This is a genomic window from Zunongwangia sp. L-65 (assembly GCF_056859415.1).
The window spans coordinates 1-20,327 of sequence record NZ_JBSXOK010000059.1 but is presented as its reverse complement, the minus strand read 5'-3'; the positions used below and the strand labels follow the sequence as shown (position 1 = coordinate 20,327).

The window sequence follows — 20,327 nt, the reverse complement described above, 5'->3', positions numbered from 1 at the left end:
AGTACCATATCCAACTACAACAACGTCCTCTAACGATTGCGTGATTCCATAGTAACATTAATTTCCGTCCTGGAATTCAAAGGGATTTCCTGCGTTTTAAAACTTAAATAACTAAATACAAGAGTTGATCCCGCAGGTATATCTTCGAGTACATATCTACCATCAAAATCTGTGGTCACCCCCGTTGATGTTCCTTTAACAATAACATTCACCCCAGGTAAGGGACCTGCACTGTCCTCAACTGTTCCTGACACCGTCACCTTGTTATCCTGAGCAAGAGATAACTGACAGAAAAACAAAAGCATCAGAAAATTAAATTTTAATAAATATTTCCCCATAATAAAGATTTTAAATTATTCGAGTCTACGAAATCGATTGTTCAAATAAACTGAAAATATAGATTTACAATTTTAACTAATAGTTTTATTGACTACAAGTTTAATTTTTTAAAATCAATTCATCAAATTTTTTAACTATTTTTTTAATTTTCAATATTTTAAAATATATTTTTTAGTGAAAATTGAAATTACCAATAAGCAAGATAAAATATATTAATTTTACGAAACCCCACCTATAAACAACCGGTTGTGCATAAATAAAGGATAAATAGCTTAGGCTGCTATGTTTTTAAGCTTATTTATTAATAAGCAGATATATCAATCTTTAATGAAATCTAAAAAACAGGATAAAAGACTAACGGGATAGACTCGGGATATTTTCGCCAAATTGAAATCGACACCTAAACTATTTATTCAGATTGTACATCCAATAACAGGAAATTGAGTTTATCTAAATGGATTGTAAGAATAGCTTATAAAACCAGTCTTTTTAGACCGCAAGAGGGTCTATTTGCTCTGAAACCTGCTTTATTTTGCTAAATCACATATACAAGCAGTTACACAGACTTTTAGTGCCATCATTAATTACTGGTATTTCTAACGATATCAAAAATATGGTCTATCTACTCTGGATTTGTAATTGTAATAATCCCAGGAAGACACTTATCCATTTTAGACACAATATTAATACCCATTGGTTACAATAGATATTTGTAAGTCATACAAACGATGAAGAATTCTAATGTTATTTGTAAAATATATAAATCCAGATAGTTCTTGAAATTTTGAAATTAAATCTACTTAATAATAGTGCTATCGCAGCGATTATCAGAAAGTTGGTCATTAAGGAAAGTCCTAAAAGAAAATAACCGATTAAAAACCAGGTAAAACCTTCTGCTACCGTTAAAGCATAACTAACATACATAGCGCCATAAAAAAAGCCGGTCTCTTTGACAAATTGAAAGCCACATGAGGGACAGGTTTTATTCATTTTTGGAATTGAAAGATTAATCAAGCCTCGGTCTTTATCAAAAATGCTCCCCTTTTCACAATTAGGACATCGATTATTCAGTATCGCTAAAATTTTCATCATCATTCTTATTGGACTACAAATTTACCAGTACTCAAAATCATAGTTCTTACCCGTTTTATCCTTTTTTTTATACTTGTAAGACATTATGCAAAAACCAACGATTTTCTCTATCCCAAAATTCAAGGAGGATCTAAATAAAATAGATTTTTATTTTAACGATTTTAGAAAACATCTTGAAAAAAATAAAGAATTGATATTGTCCCCTCATGGCCATGATTTCTATTTATGTGTATTGTTTACTGCAGGAAAAGGGAATCATGAAATAGACTTTAAAAGCTATAAAATAAAGCCGGGTAGTATATTTTTTATGCGACCGGGACAAGTACATTCCTGGAAATTTACTGTTGCGCCTGAAGGCTATATTTTCTTTCATTCAAAAAACCTGTTCGACCTACTTTTACCAAACGACCAGATCAATGACTATCCCTTTTATTTATCCTATCATAATCCACCTAGTTTATTATTAAAGAACCAAGAGCTTATCTCCACTATCCATCAATTTCAGTTTTTAAAAGAAGAATACAACTGTGATGAATATTTCAGCTTTAGAAAAATCGCATATCTCATTTCTATTATTTATATAGATTTATCCAGATACTACTTATCTGAATATACAGGTTTGGATAATAGTAAAACAAGATACTTTAATGTTATTTATAGGTTGGAAGTCGAAATTTCTAAAAATTACAAAAGTTACAAATCAGTTGGTTTTTATGCCAATCAGCTTAATTTAAGTAAAAGGCATTTAGATCGTATTACTTATCAGATTTTAGGCAAAAGTGTAAAAACAATAATATCGGAATATGTGATATTAAAAGCGAAAGCAGCAATACTCCAAAATGATTTAGGTCTCTTGCATATTTCAGAAGACTTAGGCTTTAAAAGCCTAAGTCATTTTTCCAAATTTTTTAAAAAAAATACGGGGATTTCTCCAAATAATTTTAAAGAGGATTATAAACTTTGATATTATCATTTATTAAGAATAGATTCTTTTAGTAGAAGACTATATCCCGTCCAGCTAAAGAAGTATTTATTAGAAATTTATTTTTTATTTCTTCCCCTTCCAATTCGCATAGCTATTGGAAGGGGAAATATAAAGAGGGATACTTAAAATAAGCAATTTAGATTATTTAGGGCATGCCGAGAATTCAATTTTAGATTAGTATTAGTGCTTGATAATTACATTCTATCTTGGTGATCAGCGACCTTCAATTGATAGAATTGATCAATCTTTCTGGTAAATACATCAAGTTCCTTAATAACTATATTAATCATGTCTGAATACTCTCGCAGATCGGTTTCATTTAATTCATCATGATTTCGGAGGTTACTGTTTAAAGCTAATAAGGTAGTTAATGGTTTACGGATTACATGAGATATATCAAAAGTAATTTGTTCTAAAATTGTTTCATATTCCATGATACCAGAAACGTCCATCAAAGTCCCAAACCACCCTACCGTCTTCTGATCAATATGTTGCGGGGTCGCCCTAACTTTATACCATTTTGTTTTACCATTAGATGAAAGTATTCGAAAATTATATTTATAAGGTCTTAAGGAAGAAGCTGATTTCCTCATGCTTTGCCGAAATCCCATTACATCTTCCGGATGAATATACTGTAAAAAACTTCTTGGCTGCTCTTTCATCTTTTTGTCGGAAAGATTAGGATGAATATCCTCTATCCCTCTACTTATAAAATCAAAACTAAGGTTAATATCATCTTGAATCCTGAATTGAAAGATAACTCCCGGCGTATTATCGAGTATTTGTTTTAATCGGCTAGCGTTAAGTTCTATATTCTTTTGTTGATCGATAAGTGCCTTACGGGTTTTTAAATAATTAGTCGCTTTCCCTGCTAAAATCTGTAAAGCTTTCTTTTGGTGATCATTAAGGCTATTGGGTTTTTGATCGATAACACAAAGAGCTCCTAGAATATTCCCTGAAGCACTTTTAATAGGGGCTCCTGCATAATAGGATATATAAGGAAAGCCTTCTACCAAAGGACTATCTTTAAAACGTGGATCGTTGGAAGCATCATTTATTTCAAATAAAGACGTAGCTCCATGTAATAGGTAATGGCAAAAACCATCTGCACGTGGCGTTTCTTTCAATTCAATACCATACACAGATTTGAACCATTGACGGTCTTTATCCAAAAGACTAAATAAAGATATAGGAGTACCACAAATTAATGAAGCCAAATAAGTAAGCTCATCGAATATTTTTTCTGGATTACTATCTAGTATTTGATGATCATATAAATCATGAAGTCGAGAAGATTCATCCATAACTAACTTTTAAAGAATTTTAGTGATTTCTATATAAAAAGCAAAATTATCATTTTAGGTAAAAAATTGATCATCAAGCAGAAAAGCTACGATATAGAGCACACGATAAAAATAATTTTAACCAGAAATTTATAAGCAAAATTAAATAATTGATTTTTTTTTCACTTAAATATTATTAATGTTTTTGCCACAAATAATATTCGTTTAAGATTAAACTATAAAGACTTTACTATTCTCAATGTAAACTGAACATTAAAAAAGCTATAAATACGAGGTGTGTACAGTTTAGATAGCAAATCACATGCTACGCCTATCTTTAAATAACTATGAGGATTTTTTCCCAGTTTACAAAAACTCAAACAAATTGAGAAATACCACCTAAATGCTATTTTTTTTGAAAAAGTATTAATGTTTTCAAAATATTTTCTTAACATTGTTATGTAGTACATAATTACATAAATACATATTTAGTTTTATTATAACCAAAACATCATTTATGAGAAAACTTTTACAGCTCAGGATGCTAAGGCCAATATTCGCAATACTGGTACTTTTAGGCACGGAGGTAAGTCAAGCCAATACCTACGTAAAATTTTATTCGAGTTATGAACAGAAATCGATTTCGGGAGTGGTCTACGATGCTGACTCAGGCGAAACTTTGCCGGGTGTGACCGTAAATATCAAAGGCTCTAATACTGGAACCGTAACTGATTTAGATGGTTCTTTTGAGATCAAGGCTGAATCTGGATCCATACTGGTATTTAGTTTTGTGGGGTATGTTAGCCAGGAAGTTATCATTAAAGACCAGACTTCTTTATCCATTAATATGGAAACAGACATAGCATCACTAGAAGAGGTTGCTATCATTGGTTATGGCAAAGTAAAACGCTCTAACCTTACCGGTTCTGTATCCACGGTAAGTAGCGAAACTCTTGAAAAAACCAACAAGATAGACGCTGTTTCCTCTATTCAGGGTCAGGTTGCCGGTGTGACTGTACAACGTACAGATAATAAGCCAGGTTCTGGCGGCTTTAATATCCGTGTTAGAGGGGCTAACACCATCAATTCTGGTTCTGGTAACGGTGGATATAGTCCCGGACAAAACCCTTTATTCGTAGTAGACGGGATTTTTGTTGACGATATCTCTTTCCTTAATCCGGCAGATATTGAACGTATGGATGTGCTTAAAGATGCTGCATCTGCGGCTATATATGGCTCCCGTGGTACCAATGGGGTTGTGATCATTCAGACCAAAAAGGGAAAAGAAGGTAAAATGAGTATACGTTACAACAACTATGTAGGTTTTAAAGAAATTTATAATCTGCCTCCTGTTTTTGATGGGCAGAGTTATATCCCTTTCCTTAGAGACGTAGTAGTTGGGAATCAGTTTGCTTCTAATAAAGATGGTAACTTCAGCCAGTACTCCGCAGCGGCTGTTAATATTGAAGATTATTTGAGTGAAGAAGAACTGCAAAACATTGCAAACGGCGTAAGCACAGACTGGGTTGACCTGATTACCCGCAACGGTTTTCAGCAAAACCATACCCTGGATCTTAGCGGAGGTAATGAAAATACGGTTTATGCCGCCGGTTTAGGTTATACCGAAGATGAAGGTACTACTTATGGTGAAGACTTTAAGCGTTATACTTTAAAAGGTAATATCCAAAGTGATCTAACCGACTGGTTAACTTTTGGTTATGATAATTACATCACTTTAGCTACAACCAACGAAGGTAGTTTAGAAGCTTTTAGAAGTGCATATCGATTAAAACCTATAGGACGGGCCTATGATGAAAATGGAGACTTACTTTTTCTACCTACACAAAAAGAAACACAGGTAAGTAACCCTATTTTTGATACCAAAAACTGGAAGCTAGAGAACAAATACATCAATTTTATCGGTAATATTTCGCTAAGTGTAAAACCACTTAAAGGGCTTAGCATTACAACAAAGTTTGCTCCTAACGTAAAATACAGCCGTTTAGGTGAGTACAGAGGTTTGTATACCAAAAGTGCTATAGGTAACCAAAGCAGTACCCGTGCCCAAGTAGACAACTTTTTGGACTATTCCTATACATGGGATAACATTATTGATTATAACAAAGATATTGATAGCGATAATAGCATTGCTGCTACTTTCATATATTCAAGGTTTTTACAGGAAAATGAGTCCTATAACATTCAGATAAGAAATTTCTCTTCAGATAATTTCCTTTTTTACAATCTGGGTGCCGGTTCTAATATTAACTCTTATGGAAGCGGCTTTAGTAAACAAACTTTAGAATCCTACACAGCTCGTGTAAATTATAATTTAATGGATCGCTATATCCTTACTTTAACAGGACGGTACGATGGTGCTTCTGTTCTGTCAGAAGATAATAAATGGGCTTTTTTCCCGTCCGCTTCATTAGCCTACCGGGTTATTCGCGAGAACTTTATGAATTCTCAAAAGGTGTTTTCCGATCTTAAGTTACGCCTTAGTTACGGGCAAACGGGTAATAATGGTATTGGCGGAGGATTAAATCCTTTAGGAACACTGTCTTTGCTTAACTCAAGTTATACTAATCTTGGTGATGCGAGTGTACCTACCCTATTTGTTTCCGGTCTTGCTAATCAGGATTTAAGCTGGGAGCGCACTTCTGAGGTGAACGTGGGTGTTGACTTTGGTTTCTTAAATAACCGATTAACCGGTAGTGTAGATATTTATAATCGTAATATCAGGGATATCATTTTCTTCAGACCCTTACCTACCGCAACTGGTTTTTCCGGAACCTTTGACAATATTGGGGAGTCTCGTAACCGCGGTATTGAAATAGGCCTAAATGCCAAAATAATTGACAATGATAACTTCAAATGGAATACTAATATAAACTTTGCAAGCAACCGAAATGAGATCGTTAATTTATATAACAACAGTAATGAAATTATTTTTGGTGCTCAGGGAGGTACCTTTATTCACCGTGTAGGAGAACCAACCGGTTCACTCTACGGCTATAAGTACGATGGTATCTGGCAACTGGATCAAGCTGAAGAAGCTGCTACCTACGGTCAGAAACCGGGACAGGTTCGTGTAGTTGATATTAATGGTGACGGGCAAATCACTGAGCAAGGAGACCGTACCGTACTTGGAAACCCATTACCTAAATGGACCGGTGGTTTTACCAGCACTATGAACTATAAGGATTTTGACTTCTCCTTCTTTGTATATACAAGTCAGGGGGTTACTATCTCTAGTAATTTCCATAATGCCAGAGCATTCTCTTATGATGGTGAGCCAGCCCGGTTGTGGAATGGTTATGACACTAATTACTGGACACCTGATAACCCTACCAACAACTGGTTTCAGCCTGGTAATGGCGGTCCCTATCAACAAGCCATTAAAAATATGGATGTATCTTTCATAAAAGTTGGATTTATGACCTTAGGATACTCATTACCAACTACTACCACAGAAAAATTGGGTATTAAAAGGCTACGTTTATACACTACAGTTCAAAATCCGTTCACCTTTACAGATTATGATGGCTGGGATCCAGAGAATGCCGGTAGAAACACCTATGGTGCTGCATTTATGTCCCGTACCTATATGGCTGGTTTAAACTTTAGTTTCTAAAAAAAAATATACAGTATTATGAAAAAATCAATTTATACCTCATCTCTCGCTTTACTCCTTATCGGTACGCTTTTAACCGGTTGCGAAGATTTTCTGGAGGAAACAAACAGACAGGCTATTAGTATTCCTTCTTCGCGGGAAAATGCTGAAAGCTTTAACCAACTTCTGAATTATATTTACGAAATATCACGTGACAATACCACTCGTTATGCGCCAGATATGTTATATGTGCTGGAAGATCTAGGTACAGATATCGTGACTCGCTCCTCCCCTCTTACCGGTACCGATGCGATTAATGACTATGTAGATATGAACGCATCAAACTATGTGATGCAGGTGTATTGGGCCAATCAGTACCAAATTATTGCAGCAGCAAATACTTTGCTTGAAAATGCCGATTTGATTGATGGTGTAGAAGAAGGCTTAAAAAGCAGAGGAGTTGGCGAGGCCAAGTTTTTCAGAGCCTGGTCCTATTTTAAACTGGTCGAAAATTACGGAGGGGGTCCCCTTGTTACAGCACCCATTACAACTGCTAAATCAGATTTCACACGTGCTGAAGAACAAGAAGTTTATGACCTTATCGTAAGCGACCTTAATGATGCCATCAACACTGTTGATGAAAATCCAGAAGTCTATGGAACTGTTTCTAAAGATGCTGCTCGCCATTTATTGTCAAAAGTGTTGCTAACCCGAGGTTACAAATCTTTTGCCGCTCCAGATGATTATGAGCGTGCTATTTCCTTGGCAGAAACGGTGATAGCAAATCATCCACTAGAGCCTACTTTTGCTGCTGTGGTTGATATTGAAAATCAGCGGAATGATGAAGTAATATTTTCTTATCTCTTTGGTAGCGAATCTTCGAGCGTGGGCTGGGGAAACACCAAACATTTACTTTACAAGTTTGAGTACTTCAATTATTCAGGTTTGGAACGGGGTACTTTGTACCAAAATGGTATAGGCAGAATGCCTACTCCGTATTTCTTTAATATGTTCGACCCTGAAGATACCCGTAATGAAGAAACATTACGCTATGTTATGTATGCTGATGTGGCTGAAGACGGACTAGAAGTTGGAGATACTGCAATTTATTTTCCTAAAACCGCCTGGAGTCAAGCACGTATAGACAGTAAACCTTACACTGTAATTAATCCCGATGAATATCTGGTGAATGATGGCGTAACAAACGTACACTTCCCTATGTTCAAAAAATTTGATGACCCAGGAGCTCCATTTGTTTATGCAAATGAGCGAGCCTTTGGAGATCGTGATATGATTATGATGCGAGGTGCTGAAGCCTATCTTATCGCAGCTGAAGCTGCTTTCCAGAACAATGATCTGGATGCGGCAGCTACTTATCTTAATACTGTTCGTTCACGTGCTGGTCTTACTACACCGTTGACTGCAACAGATATAGATATCACACTAATCTTAGAAGAACGTGCTCGTGAACTTATAGGAGAGGTAAACCGCTGGATGGACTTAAAACGTACCGGTACTTTAGTATCACGCGTTTTAGAATACAACCCACATGCAGCTCTTAATAATGCAATTAGTGATAAAAATCGACTAAGACCAATACCACAGTCCGAGATTGACGCTTCCGGTAATTCGATAAGCCAAAATCCGGGTTACTAAGAACAAGAAAGTCCGTCAATCACGGATTAGCCTGAAGGATTGACGGACTTTAATTTTAAAAAATATGAATTATTTAACTCAATTTGCTAAAATGCGGAGTAAGGTGATTGCGCATGTTTTCTCGAAATTCATAAGCGGTTCCATTCCGTAAAGTTTCAACAAGATCTTTATGCGAAATAGTACCGCGTACCGGTTTAGCATCAGACTTAGATTCCTGCTGCATCATATAATGAAAAACCGGTAGTAGCATAGACTGAAAACGGTTTAATGTACCATTACCAGACATTTTATAAAGATAGGAGTGAAATTCAATCTCATAAGCCAGACGAGTTTTAAGATCTGTTTTGCAAAGAGGATCATTAGCCTCACGATCTACAATTTCCTCCAAATTATTAATATCTGAACTATTTTTTCTAATGAACAGCAATTCACTCATACCTACTTCAAGCACCAGCCGTAATTCAAAAATGTGTTGCATAGCTTCTTCCCCTAAAAGATCAGGATCCATAATACGTTCAATTCCGCTCAAAATATCAGGCTCAGCGATGAACATTCCTTTGCGCTTTTTAGACTCAACTACACCAAACATACGTAGGCGGCTAAGTGACTCACGCACGATGTTACGACTTACTCCCAAATTTTCAGCAAGTTCAATCTCTCCTGGCAATGAATCTCCGGATTTAAAGCGGTTTTCCTTTAAAAATTCGAGAATGCGCTGTTCTACCTGCTCAACCAGTGAAACTGATTTAATGGGTTTGATTTTGGAAGACATAGTGATTGGATGATTAATTAGAAATTTCTGGTAAAACAACTAAAACTTAAGACATTTAAAAAGTAATTTTAATATATATTTTAAATATATTACCATTTAAAATATGTCCCACATATAAAATTAATGAATTTAGCGAATATACAGGATTTTGGAGCCGTAAATGATGATTTTACGAATAATTCGGTTTCAATTCAAAAAACAATAGATTATTGCGCGGCCCTAGGTGGTGGTAAAGTAGTGATCCCTGCCGGTAAGCCTTATTTATCCGGACCTTTTAATCTTAAATCGAATATCGAGTTACACCTGGAACACGGAGCCGTTCTTAAAGCTTATCCAGATGAAAGTGTGTATACAAAAAGTGCATTTAGACAAAATATGGGTGAAGGCACGATCTGGATCGGTGGCGAAAATCTCAATCAAATTTCCATCACAGGTGGCGGTACGTTAGATGGCAACGGTATCTTCTTTATGGGGGATGAACTGCATGACTCTTATGAGCTTAAACCATTTGAAACTATAGACCCAAGACCTCATATGCTTACACTAGTATCGTGTAAAAATATAAAAATGTACGGTGTTACTGTTAGTAATGCCGCCTATTGGGCGCTTCATTTTATTGGCTGCTATGATGTTGCCATTGAAAATATATCTTTATACAACGATCTGAAAGTTCGCAATAGTGATGGTATCGACCTTGATCATTGCCAAAATATACGTATTAGTAATTGCCATATAGAATCTGGTGATGACTGTATCTGTTTAAAAAACCGAAGGGAATATGAAGAATTAGGTCCCTGCAGAAATATCGTTATTTCCAACTGTACCTTAATCAGTACTTCTTGCGCGATTAAAATAGGTTCAGAAAATATGGATTCTATTAGTCATGTTACCTTTAATAATTGCATCATAACCGGAAGTTGCCGGGGTATAGGTATTCAAAACCGGGATGAAGGTACTGTATCAGATATCATATTCTCGAATATTATGGTAGAATGCAAACAGTTTTCTGAGGTCTGGTGGGGTATGGCAGAGCCTATTTACATTACCGCTTATCCCCGTGCCTCGCACGACCATAAAGATGCAGGCTGGAGGTTAAAACCCGGAGCTAAAGAAGCCGGTATTGGTAAAGTTTCTAACATCACCTTCGCAAACATTAGATGCAAAAGTGAAAACGGTATTTTTCTGGGAGCGGCATCACCAGATCTGCTTGATAATATTCGCTTTAATGATATTGATCTGGAGGTTTCAAAAACTACGGAATATCAGGGTGGATACTATGATTGCAGACCCTGCAAAGATGATGATTTTGTAGGTGAACAAACCGCAGGGTTTTATATGATAAATGCCCAAAACGTATACATCTCAAATACCACGGTAAATTGGGGAACCCAAAAACCGGCATACTACGGCAACGCACTCTATGCCGAAAATATAACTCCGTTGATACTCGATAACTTTAATGGAACGGCGGCATTTGAGCATTTAGAAAGCATCGTTAAAAAAGGAAAAACACAACTCGAAAAAATCGCGAACTGATTATGGTTTTAGGCTTGTCATATCTGGATATTGTTGTACTGGTGCTTTACTTTGCCATCATTGTATATATCGGTATACGATCTAGTCTGAAGATCAAAAAAGAAGAAGACTATTTTCTTGGTGGTAGAAAATTTGGAAAACTCTTTTCAACATTTGCAAGTTTTGGTCAAGCAACTTCGGCAGACGGTCCGGCAGGTGTGGCAACCACCACCTTTAAAAACGGCGCCAGTGGGATCTGGAGTTCGCTTTTAATGCTTTTTGCCACTCCCTTGTTTTGGATCACTGCTCCATGGTTACGACGGCTGCGCATTACCACGATGGGGGATTTTTATGAACAGCGTTACGTTTCGCGAAAAATGGCCGCCACCTATGCTCTTGTGGGCACAATCGGGATGATGGGCTTACTATCTGTAGGTTATAAAGCGGTTACCACCACGGCAATGGCCATGACCGGAAAGCCGGATACCGCGCTAACTGTAACTGAAAAGGTCGAAAAAGAAAAGGCAGACCGGCTTTTTGAATTATCTAACGAAAACTTCACCTACCTCTCGCAAGCTGAGAAACAGGAATTAACCGAACTCAGACAGGAAAATCCGCGGGCGTTATTCAGTTATTTTTCCGAAGATATGCTGATCTGGACCATCTGTTTTATCGTTCTGTTTTATACCGCGATGGGCGGACTCGAAGCTGCTTTTTATACCGATTTACTTCAGGGTATTTTTATTATTCTACTTTCAATCATTCTCATTCCTTTTGCCTGGTCGGCAATTAACGAACAATTTGGTGGTAGCGGAATGATGGATGCGCTTTCGAATCTGCACGAGCAACTGCCGGAAAGTACCTTTGAAATTTTCGGTTCACCTGCAACCTTAGACTTTACCTGGTATTTCATAGTTATGGCCGCTTTAGTATCTGGGATGACGGTTGTCGCGCAGCCCAATCAACTGGTAACTGCGGGAGCCGCGAAAAGTGAAGATGCAGCTCGTACGGGCTTTGTGACCGGTACCTTTATGAAGCGTATAGTGACCATTTTATGGGGTATGGTTGGGCTTTGTGCCATCTTGTTGTATGGAGGTAAAATCATGAATTCTGATTTTGTTTGGGGTCACGCCACCACACAACTATTGGCACCTTTGGGATTGGGACTTGTAGGTTTGATGCTGGCCAGTTTGATGGCAGCTTTGATGTCTACGGCAGATTGCTTGATGATTACCGTGTCCGGATTGGTGGTTAATAATTTTTACAAATACTTTTTCCCGGAAAAGTCTGCCAGACATTACATCTGGGCGGCACGTATTTCGGGAGCTATATTCCTGATTGGGGCGGCAATCATTACGACTCAATTTGATACGATTTTACAGATACTTAAGTTCATCTGGGAGTTTTTTGTGGTCTTTGTAGCGGCCTTTTGGCTGGGCTTAAAATGGCGACGCGCAAACCGAATATCTGCTTGGAGTTCGATTCTGCTCACCTTTACCTTGTTTTATCTAATCCCGACGCTGTTACCTAATATCTTTCCGGCGATGCGTACCGATGAAAGCCTTACGAAGCTTACCGATTCCCGTATTGTAACCCGAAATTATGAGGTAAAGGAAGTCGATCTGGATAACCGCATACACGATATCGCGCAATGGGAAAAGCTTCCGCAAAGCGAAAAAGAACAGATCAGTAAACCTGAAGAACTTGCACTGGGCGGTACAAATGCTGTAGATTATGCCATGCCGCGACAGGCTATTTTTTGGTCTAAAGGGGTTACGACCGAGAAAGACGGTACCTCCTACGGCCGCGGTTATATTTATCTTGAATTGTACCTGCTAGACAGTTTGGGGTGGGATCTTTCAAAAAACCCGTATGCCTTAAACGAAACCATAAGACTAGGCATACGTTTGCTATTCCCATTTCTGGTGCTGTTTCTTATCGCTTTAGCTACTAAACCGGATTCAGATAAACATTTAGCTGAATTCTACCGTAAGATGCGTACCCGTGCTGTAGACAATAGCATTCTGAAGAATCAACCCACCACCGAAAAACTTTTATTCCCAAATAGCAATTGGGAAATCTATACGTGTAATAAAAAAGACCGTACCGGCTTCCTGCTGGCCTGTCTCATTGTTATACTCATTATTGGATTACTTTACCTGATGGTTTCCCTCGGGTCTTAAATGATTTGACTGATGAAACCCGCATAGCGGGAATTGAATTGGCCACATGTGCCTCTAAAATGAAAAATTAAAAGAACTGTTTAACCTGAATTTATTTGTATGAAAGATAGCAATCAAAACGCGCAACCGCTGGATAACCTGGATGAATGGGAAGATGATCTGGTACGTCGTTATCCCGAAGAGGCTCATAAAGCTAAAGAAGACTTTCGCAATTATGAAGCTCCTGCCCGCGACACGGTAAAAGAATTTTACCGCATCAACCACATCAACCAGACTTATGACTTTGTGCTGGAAAAGAAAAACGACTTTCTAAAATTTAACCGCCGGGAGATGTCGCTGTGGAATGCAGTAGAATTTTTAAACACCCTGGTTGACGACTCAGACCCTGATATTGATCTTGATCAGACCCAGCATTTACTTCAAACTTCAGAAGCGATACGTGCAGACGGGCACCCGGACTGGTTTATACTTACCGGTTTCCTGCACGATCTGGGCAAAGTGCTTTGTCTTTTTGGCGAACCCCAATGGGCAGTGGTGGGTGATACCTTTCCGGTAGGTTGTGCCTATTCTGACAAAATCGTGTACCCGGAATTCTTTAAACAAAACCCCGATTACAACAACCCTCGTTTCAATACCAAAAACGGGGTCTACAGCCCCAATTGCGGACTCGACAACGTACATATGTCCTGGGGTCACGATGAGTACCTGTATCATATTATGCGCGACTATTTGCCTGAAGAAGCCTTGTATATGATACGTTATCACTCATTTTATGCACAACACCGCGAAGGGGCTTACGAGCATCTGATGAGTGCTCATGATCACGAGATGTTTAAATGGGTAGAAAAATTCAACCCGTACGATTTGTACTCAAAGGCTCCTACCCCCCCAAACGTAAAAGAACTGCGTCCTTATTATGAGGATTTAGCAGCTCAATTTTTACCTGATACCTTAAAATTTTAGATTATTTTTATAGTAGTTCCTGTTATGATTTTTAAACTTAAATATCCATCCGCCGTAAAGCTTGCAGGTTGCCTGCTCCTCGTTTTAGGACTTAGTTCCTGTCAAAAGGAAACCAAACAAGCGCCTGTTGCACTCACGCCTTACCAAAGCCTGTTGAATCGGGTTGTTCCCGAATATACAGATGCGTTTATCATCGATTCGCTGCCCGGTGCCGGCGATCAGGCTTTTGAAATTGCAGCTCAGGATAGTAAAATCAGTTTAAAAGGGAATAACGGTGTCGCTATCGCTTCGGCTCTGTATTATTACATTAAAGAATATGCGCACGGGCAGATCACCTGGAATGGGACCAACCTGAACTTTCCAAAATCGCTGCCCTTGCCCGACAAACCGGTACGTAAAGAATCGCCTTACGAATACCGCTATTACCTCAACTATTGCACCTTTAACTACTCGATGAGCTGGTGGGATTGGGAGCGCTGGGAAAAAGAAATCGACTGGATGGCGCTTCACGGCATCAATATGCCTTTGGCTATTACCGGCGAAGAATACATCTGGGACGAGGTTTATAAATCCTATGGCTTTACCGATGAAGACCTGAAGGATTTCTTCAGCGGCCCTTCGTATTTCTCCTGGTTTTGGATGGGAAATCTGGACGGTTGGGGCGGCCCGCTTCCGCAAAGCTGGAAAGAAAGCCACCGCGACTTGCAAAAAAAGATTTTAAAGCGTTCGCGCGAATTGGGGATGAAGCCCGTGCTTCCGGCATTTACGGGACACGTGCCAGCCTCCTTTAAAAAATTCTTCCCTGATGCCGATCTTAAAAAGACCAACTGGGGCAATGATTTTGGAGACACCTATATCCTTGATGCAGAAGATCCGCTTTTCGCAGAAATTGGAAAACGCTTTTTAGAAAAGCAGGAGGAAGTTTTTGGTACAGATCACTTCTATACGGCAGATACGTTTAATGAGAATGAGCCGCCCTCAGACGATCCTAAATATTTGGGTGAGTTGAGCGAAAAGATTTTTGAAGGAATGAAAGCCGCAGATCCCGAAGCAACCTGGGTAATGCAGGGTTGGTTGTTTTACAGCCACAAAGACTTTTGGAAAACACCACAGATCAAAGGCTTGCTCAGCACAGTGCCTGATGACCGTATGATCATTCTTGATCTGGCTACCGAAATCGAACCCGTCTGGAAGCAAACCGAAGCCTTTTACGGCAAGCAATGGATCTGGAATATGCTGCATAATTTTGGCGGAAACATCAGTATGTTTGGCCGTATCGAGACCGTTGCCGAACAGCCGGCATTGGCATTAAACGACAGTACTTCGGGTAATTTAAAAGGTATTGGCCTTACGATGGAAGCCATTGAACAAAACCCGGTGCTTTACGAGTTGATGACCGATAATACCTGGCGGGATACGCCCATTGAACTCAAGTCCTGGCTGAAGAATTATACCCGAAACCGCTATGGTGCGGTAAACGACAGCATCCTTGAAGCCTGGGATATTTTGGTAGCAACTGCGTATAACGGTACTACCATACGCGACGGTGCCGAGTCTATCATCGCAGCGCGGCCTACTTTTGAAGGCTACCGCCGCTGGGCACGTACCAAGATGAATTACGATCCGCTTGATTTGCTACCGGCCTGGGACCTGTTTATTGGTGTACGTGATCGCTTTAAAGATTCAGATGGCTTTGCGTACGATCTGGTCGATCTTAGCCGTCAGGTGCTCGCCAACTATGCATTGCCGGTACAACAGCAAATGCGTATCGCTTATGAAAATAACGACAAAGAAGCCTTTAAAAAACACAGTGAGGAACTCCTGACCCTTATTAGTGATCTGGACCAATTGCTCGCTACACGCAAAGACTTTCTGCTGGGACCCTGGATTGCAGATGCCCGAAGCTGGGGCACCACTCCCGAAGAAAAAGCCCTTTACGAGCGTAATGCCCGTGATCTCATCACCCTTTGGGGAGGTCCTGATAATCCGTTGCACGAGTACTCGTGCCGCCAATGGAGCGGCGTGCTGGATGATTTCTACAAACCGCGCTGGCAACAGTTTATCACCGATGTGGAGGCCAACTGGGGAGATTTTGATCAGGAGGTTTTTGATGAAAAAATAAAAAACTGGGAATGGAAATGGGTCAACAAAGAAGAAGCGTATCCTACCCAGCCCAGCGGCGATTCGTACAAGGTGGCAAAAGCGCTTTACGACAAATACCGAAGCAAAATTGCACCGATCACCCAGATTATGCCGCCTATTGACTATAACTATTAAAACCAGCCTATGACTGTAAAAACCTCCGAACGCTTTTTATCGCTCGACGTATTTAGAGGGCTTACCATCGCCCTGATGATCCTGGTAAACACCCCGGGTACCGGTGCAGACTTGTATCCGTATCTGGTGCACTCACAGTGGTTTGGGTTTACCCTGGCAGATTTGGTTTTCCCGTCCTTTCTGTTTGCCGTGGGTAACGCCATGAGCTTCTCGATGCGTAAGTTTCAGGAAGCTGCACCTGCAGATTTCTGGAAAAAAGTTTTAAAACGTACAGCCATCATCTTTCTACTGGGATTCCTGATGTATTGGTTTCCGTTTTTTAGGATGAATGAGGGGCATTTAGAACTTTCTCCTTTTTCTGAAACCCGTATTATGGGCGTTTTACAGCGTATCGCGTTGTGCTACTTTTTTGGCGCGGTGCTCGTTCGGTATTTTTCGGTTAAAACCATTGGGTTTATCTGTGCCGCAATTTTATTGGCCTATTGGGGGATTTTGTACGGTTTTGGAGAACCCGGTCATGAGCTTGAGATGGCGACCAATGCAGCGGCAAAATTTGACTATGCCATTTTAGGCGAAGGCCACATCTATAAAAAAGACGCCATCCCTTTTGATCCTGAAGGCATACTCAGCACACTGCCCAGTATTGTAAACGTACTGGCCGGTTACCTTGCCGGTGTGTTTATCAGACGAAAAGGCAAATCCTACGAGACTATTGCCAAGCTGATGCTGGCCGGTTTTCTCGTTTTTGCCCTTGCAGAATGGTGGGCGCTTATTTTTCCGCTCTCTAAAAAGTTATGGACGAGTCCGTTTGCGATGTTAACCATAGGCCTTAATCTGTCTATGCTGGCAGCACTCATTTTTGCAGTAGAACTGAAAAACATCAAATTTGGCACAAACTTCTTCAACGTCTTTGGCAAAAATCCGCTAGTGATTTACCTCTTTTCCGAACTGTTTTACATCAGCCTGCGCCTGATCCCTGTAAATGCGAATCAGGATGCTTTTGAATGGGTAAGTGAAGCAATTTTTCAACGCATCTTCCCGGGTTCGTTTGGAGTGCTGATGACCGCTATTGTTTTTATGCTCCTGTGCTGGGCATTGGGCTACTGGATGGACAAAAAGAAAATTTACGTCAAGATATAAGTATTGAAAATTGAATTTATGAACCTTACCGCATCCCTATATTTCATCTTATTTTGCTGCTTCGCAGGTCTTGCCCAGGAGGTTAACGAATGGGAAAATCCGCTGGTGTACGAACGGAATAAACTACAGCCGCATACCGATTTTATCGCGTATACTAACGAAACCGATGCCCGTGCCGATGTGTTTTCAACTTCTCCCTATTACCAATCCTTAAACGGTACCTGGAAGTTCAACTTTGTCAAAAAACCAGAAGACCGTCCTCGGGATTTCTATAAAACTGGTTTTGACGATTCTGGCTGGGATCGCATTAGCGTGCCCGGAAACTGGGAGTTGGAAGGTTTTGGCATACCCATTTATACCAATATCGATTATCCGTTTCCTAAGAATCCGCCTTTTGTAGACAACAGCTACAACCCGGTGGGCACGTACCGCCGCAACTTTGAAATTCCGGAAACCTGGAAGGATAAAGAAGTGATTCTCAACCTTTCTTCGGTATCAGGCTATGCGCGCGTTTTCGTAAACGGAAAAGAAGCCGGGATGACCAAAGTCGCCAAATCCCCTTCTGAATTTGATATTACTTCGCTACTTGTAAAAGGCAAGAATCAACTCGCCATTCAGGTCTTTAGATGGCATGATGGCAGTTACCTGGAAGATCAGGATTTCTGGCGCTTAAGCGGGCTGGAGCAGGATGTGTTTTTATACGCCTTGCCCAAAACCAGTATCTGGGATTTCTTTCTCAAAGCAGGCCTTGAAAACAACTACAAAGACGGAGTTTTTGATGCTTCGGTTGTCTTGAAGCATTTTGATAACACCACCCAATCAGGTGCGTTACAACTTGAAATCATTCCCGCAAATGCTTCCAAACCGGTGTATTCTGCAACTAAAAAATTTACCACTGTCGAGACCCCGCTAAACTTTCAGACCACAATCAAAAACGTAAAATCCTGGAGCGCCGAAACGCCCAACCTCTATGATGTGGTATTGACCTTAAAAAACGCTGCGGGAAAAACCCTGATGCTTACTTCAGAACAGATCGGTTTTAGGGAAATTGAACTTAAAAATGCGCAATTGCTGGTCAATGGGATGCCGGTTTTGATCAAAGGGGTAAACCTGCACATTCACGACGACGTTAAAGGTCACGTGCCTTCGCGTGAGGTGATGCTCAAAGACCTGAAGCTGATGAAGCAAAACAACATCAATGCCGTGCGTACAAGCCACTATCCGCAAAATCCGCTGTGGTACAAACTCTGCGATCAATACGGGATGTATCTGGTAGATGAGGCCAATATAGAATCTCACGGAATGGGAGCCAACGTACACGCGGTTAAAAATAAAGACCGGCACCCGGCTTATCAACCCGAGTGGTTCCCGGCACAAATGGACCGCATTCAACGGCTGGTAGAACGCGATAAAAACCATCCTTCGGTGCTTATCTGGTCGCTGGGTAACGAGTGTGGTAACGGGATTTTCTTTCCGCAGGCCTACGATTGGGTCAAAGCACGCGATACCACGAGATTAGTGCAGTTTGAGCAGGCCAATGAAGAGCGCAATACCGATGTGGTTTGCCCCATGTATCCCAGCATCGATTATATGCGCGAGTATGCCGCTGCAACCGATAAGTACCGGCCCTACATTATGTGTGAATATGCACACGCGATGGGCAACAGCACCGGTAATTTTACCGAATACTGGGACATCATCAGAAGCAGTGACCAGATGCAGGGCGGCTTTATCTGGGACTGGGTAGATCAGGGAATCAAAACCCAGGACGATATGGGCACCTATTGGGCGTATGGTGGCGATTTGGGCGGACTCAATTTTCAGAATGATGAAAACTTTTGCGCCAATGGATTGGTTTCTTCAAACCGCACGCCGCATCCAGCCCTGGAAGAGGTTAAAATGGTGTACCAAAATGTACAGTTTGACTTCGATAAAAAAAATAATAAGCTTTCGGTTTTTAACGAATTTGACTTTACCAATTTGAAGGAGTATCAATTTCAATGGGAGTTGCTTAAGGATGGAGCGGTGGTTAAAACCGAAGACTTTTCGCTGGCGGTTGCTCCGCAGACTTCCGGAACGGCAAAAATCAAATTGCCCAAACTGGATGCTGATGCAGAATATTTGCTGAATGTGTACGCGTTTACCAAAACCGCTACCGCTCTGGTACCGGCCGGTCACGAGCTTGCAAAAGCCCAGTTTTCACTTACCGAACCGGTTTTCACTACTGCAAAAACCAATCAAAGTTTGGAAGTTAAAACCGAAGGGGATCAGCTTGTTTTTGATTCGGGTTCCACTCACGGAGTTTTTGATCTGAAAACCGGAATATTTAAATCCTATACCAATGGCGAAGTAACACTGGAAGGGTTGCCCCAGTCATGGTCGGAAGATTATTCTTCCGACTTTTTTGTTATAAAGACTTTTTTCTTAATTATAATACCGAAGGAAATATATGAATAACCTACTGGTTATCAGATAAATAACTTGCTTTTATTCTTTGTTTTTTGTATCT

At 40.0% G+C, this 20,327-nt stretch carries 13 protein-coding genes; 9 read left to right on the top strand and 4 right to left on the bottom strand.

Going from position 1 to position 20,327, the window contains the following annotated elements:
* Positions 1-29: 29 nt before the first annotated feature.
* Both AC13DP_RS09305 and AC13DP_RS09300 read right to left on the bottom strand, forming a co-directional pair.
* The gene (locus AC13DP_RS09305; protein WP_483067658.1) at positions 30-254 is read right to left on the bottom strand and encodes a carboxypeptidase-like regulatory domain-containing protein; all 225 of its coding nucleotides are present in this window, start codon (positions 252-254) and stop codon (positions 30-32) included.
* An 829-nt stretch (positions 255-1,083) separates the two neighbouring features.
* Positions 1,084-1,329, bottom strand: a complete 246-nt coding sequence (locus tag AC13DP_RS09300) for a DUF983 domain-containing protein (RefSeq protein WP_228251757.1) — start codon at positions 1,327-1,329, stop codon at positions 1,084-1,086.
* 187 nt (positions 1,330-1,516) lie between these two features.
* Here AC13DP_RS09300 and AC13DP_RS09295 point away from each other — a divergent pair, with 187 nt between their 5' ends.
* Positions 1,517-2,395, top strand: a complete 879-nt coding sequence (locus AC13DP_RS09295) for an AraC family transcriptional regulator (RefSeq protein ID WP_347406346.1) — start codon at positions 1,517-1,519, stop codon at positions 2,393-2,395.
* A 215-nt stretch (positions 2,396-2,610) separates the two neighbouring features.
* Here the strand turns inward: AC13DP_RS09295 and AC13DP_RS09290 are convergent, their stop codons facing one another.
* The gene (locus tag AC13DP_RS09290; protein ID WP_347406345.1) at positions 2,611-3,720 is read right to left on the bottom strand and encodes a GAF domain-containing protein; all 1,110 of its coding nucleotides are present in this window, start codon (positions 3,718-3,720) and stop codon (positions 2,611-2,613) included.
* 496 nt (positions 3,721-4,216) lie between these two features.
* On the opposite strand from AC13DP_RS09290, the gene AC13DP_RS09285 reads away from it, so the two are divergent.
* Together AC13DP_RS09285 and AC13DP_RS09280 are read left to right on the top strand one after the other, a co-directional pair.
* Complete coding sequence (locus AC13DP_RS09285) at positions 4,217-7,333, top strand: SusC/RagA family TonB-linked outer membrane protein (RefSeq protein ID WP_483067657.1); 3,117 nt, start codon at positions 4,217-4,219, stop codon at positions 7,331-7,333.
* Between the two features lie 18 nt (positions 7,334-7,351).
* Entirely contained in the window at positions 7,352-8,968 is a 1,617-nt protein-coding gene (locus AC13DP_RS09280; RefSeq protein ID WP_483067656.1) for a RagB/SusD family nutrient uptake outer membrane protein, read from the top strand.
* A gap of 73 nt (positions 8,969-9,041) precedes the next feature.
* Here the strand turns inward: AC13DP_RS09280 and AC13DP_RS09275 are convergent, their stop codons facing one another.
* Positions 9,042-9,740 carry a FadR/GntR family transcriptional regulator gene (locus AC13DP_RS09275; protein WP_013070511.1) on the bottom strand — a complete coding sequence of 233 codons (699 nt, stop codon included), beginning with the start codon at positions 9,738-9,740 and terminating at the stop codon, positions 9,042-9,044.
* A gap of 123 nt (positions 9,741-9,863) precedes the next feature.
* On the opposite strand from AC13DP_RS09275, the gene AC13DP_RS09270 reads away from it, so the two are divergent.
* The 6 genes from AC13DP_RS09270 (at position 9,864) to AC13DP_RS09245 (ending at position 20,275) form a co-directional block, all read left to right on the top strand.
* Positions 9,864-11,276 carry a glycoside hydrolase family 28 protein gene (locus AC13DP_RS09270; RefSeq protein ID WP_347406342.1) on the top strand — a complete coding sequence of 471 codons (1,413 nt, stop codon included), beginning with the start codon at positions 9,864-9,866 and terminating at the stop codon, positions 11,274-11,276.
* Positions 11,277-11,278: 2 nt separating this feature from the next.
* Positions 11,279-13,438, top strand: a complete 2,160-nt coding sequence (locus tag AC13DP_RS09265) for a sodium:solute symporter family protein (protein ID WP_483067655.1) — start codon at positions 11,279-11,281, stop codon at positions 13,436-13,438.
* A 99-nt stretch (positions 13,439-13,537) separates the two neighbouring features.
* Positions 13,538-14,401: an inositol oxygenase family protein gene (locus tag AC13DP_RS09260; protein ID WP_483067654.1), complete on the top strand. Its 864-nt coding sequence runs from the start codon at positions 13,538-13,540 to the stop codon at positions 14,399-14,401.
* Between the two features lie 24 nt (positions 14,402-14,425).
* Positions 14,426-16,678, top strand: a complete 2,253-nt coding sequence (locus tag AC13DP_RS09255) for an alpha-N-acetylglucosaminidase (RefSeq protein WP_347406339.1) — start codon at positions 14,426-14,428, stop codon at positions 16,676-16,678.
* A gap of 9 nt (positions 16,679-16,687) precedes the next feature.
* Positions 16,688-17,818, top strand: a complete 1,131-nt coding sequence (locus tag AC13DP_RS09250; protein WP_347406338.1) for an acyltransferase family protein — start codon at positions 16,688-16,690, stop codon at positions 17,816-17,818.
* A 3-nt stretch (positions 17,819-17,821) separates the two neighbouring features.
* Positions 17,822-20,275 (top strand): glycoside hydrolase family 2 TIM barrel-domain containing protein, encoded by a 2,454-nt coding sequence (locus tag AC13DP_RS09245; protein WP_483067653.1) that lies wholly within the window; start codon positions 17,822-17,824, stop codon positions 20,273-20,275.
* Positions 20,276-20,327 lie beyond the last annotated feature (52 nt).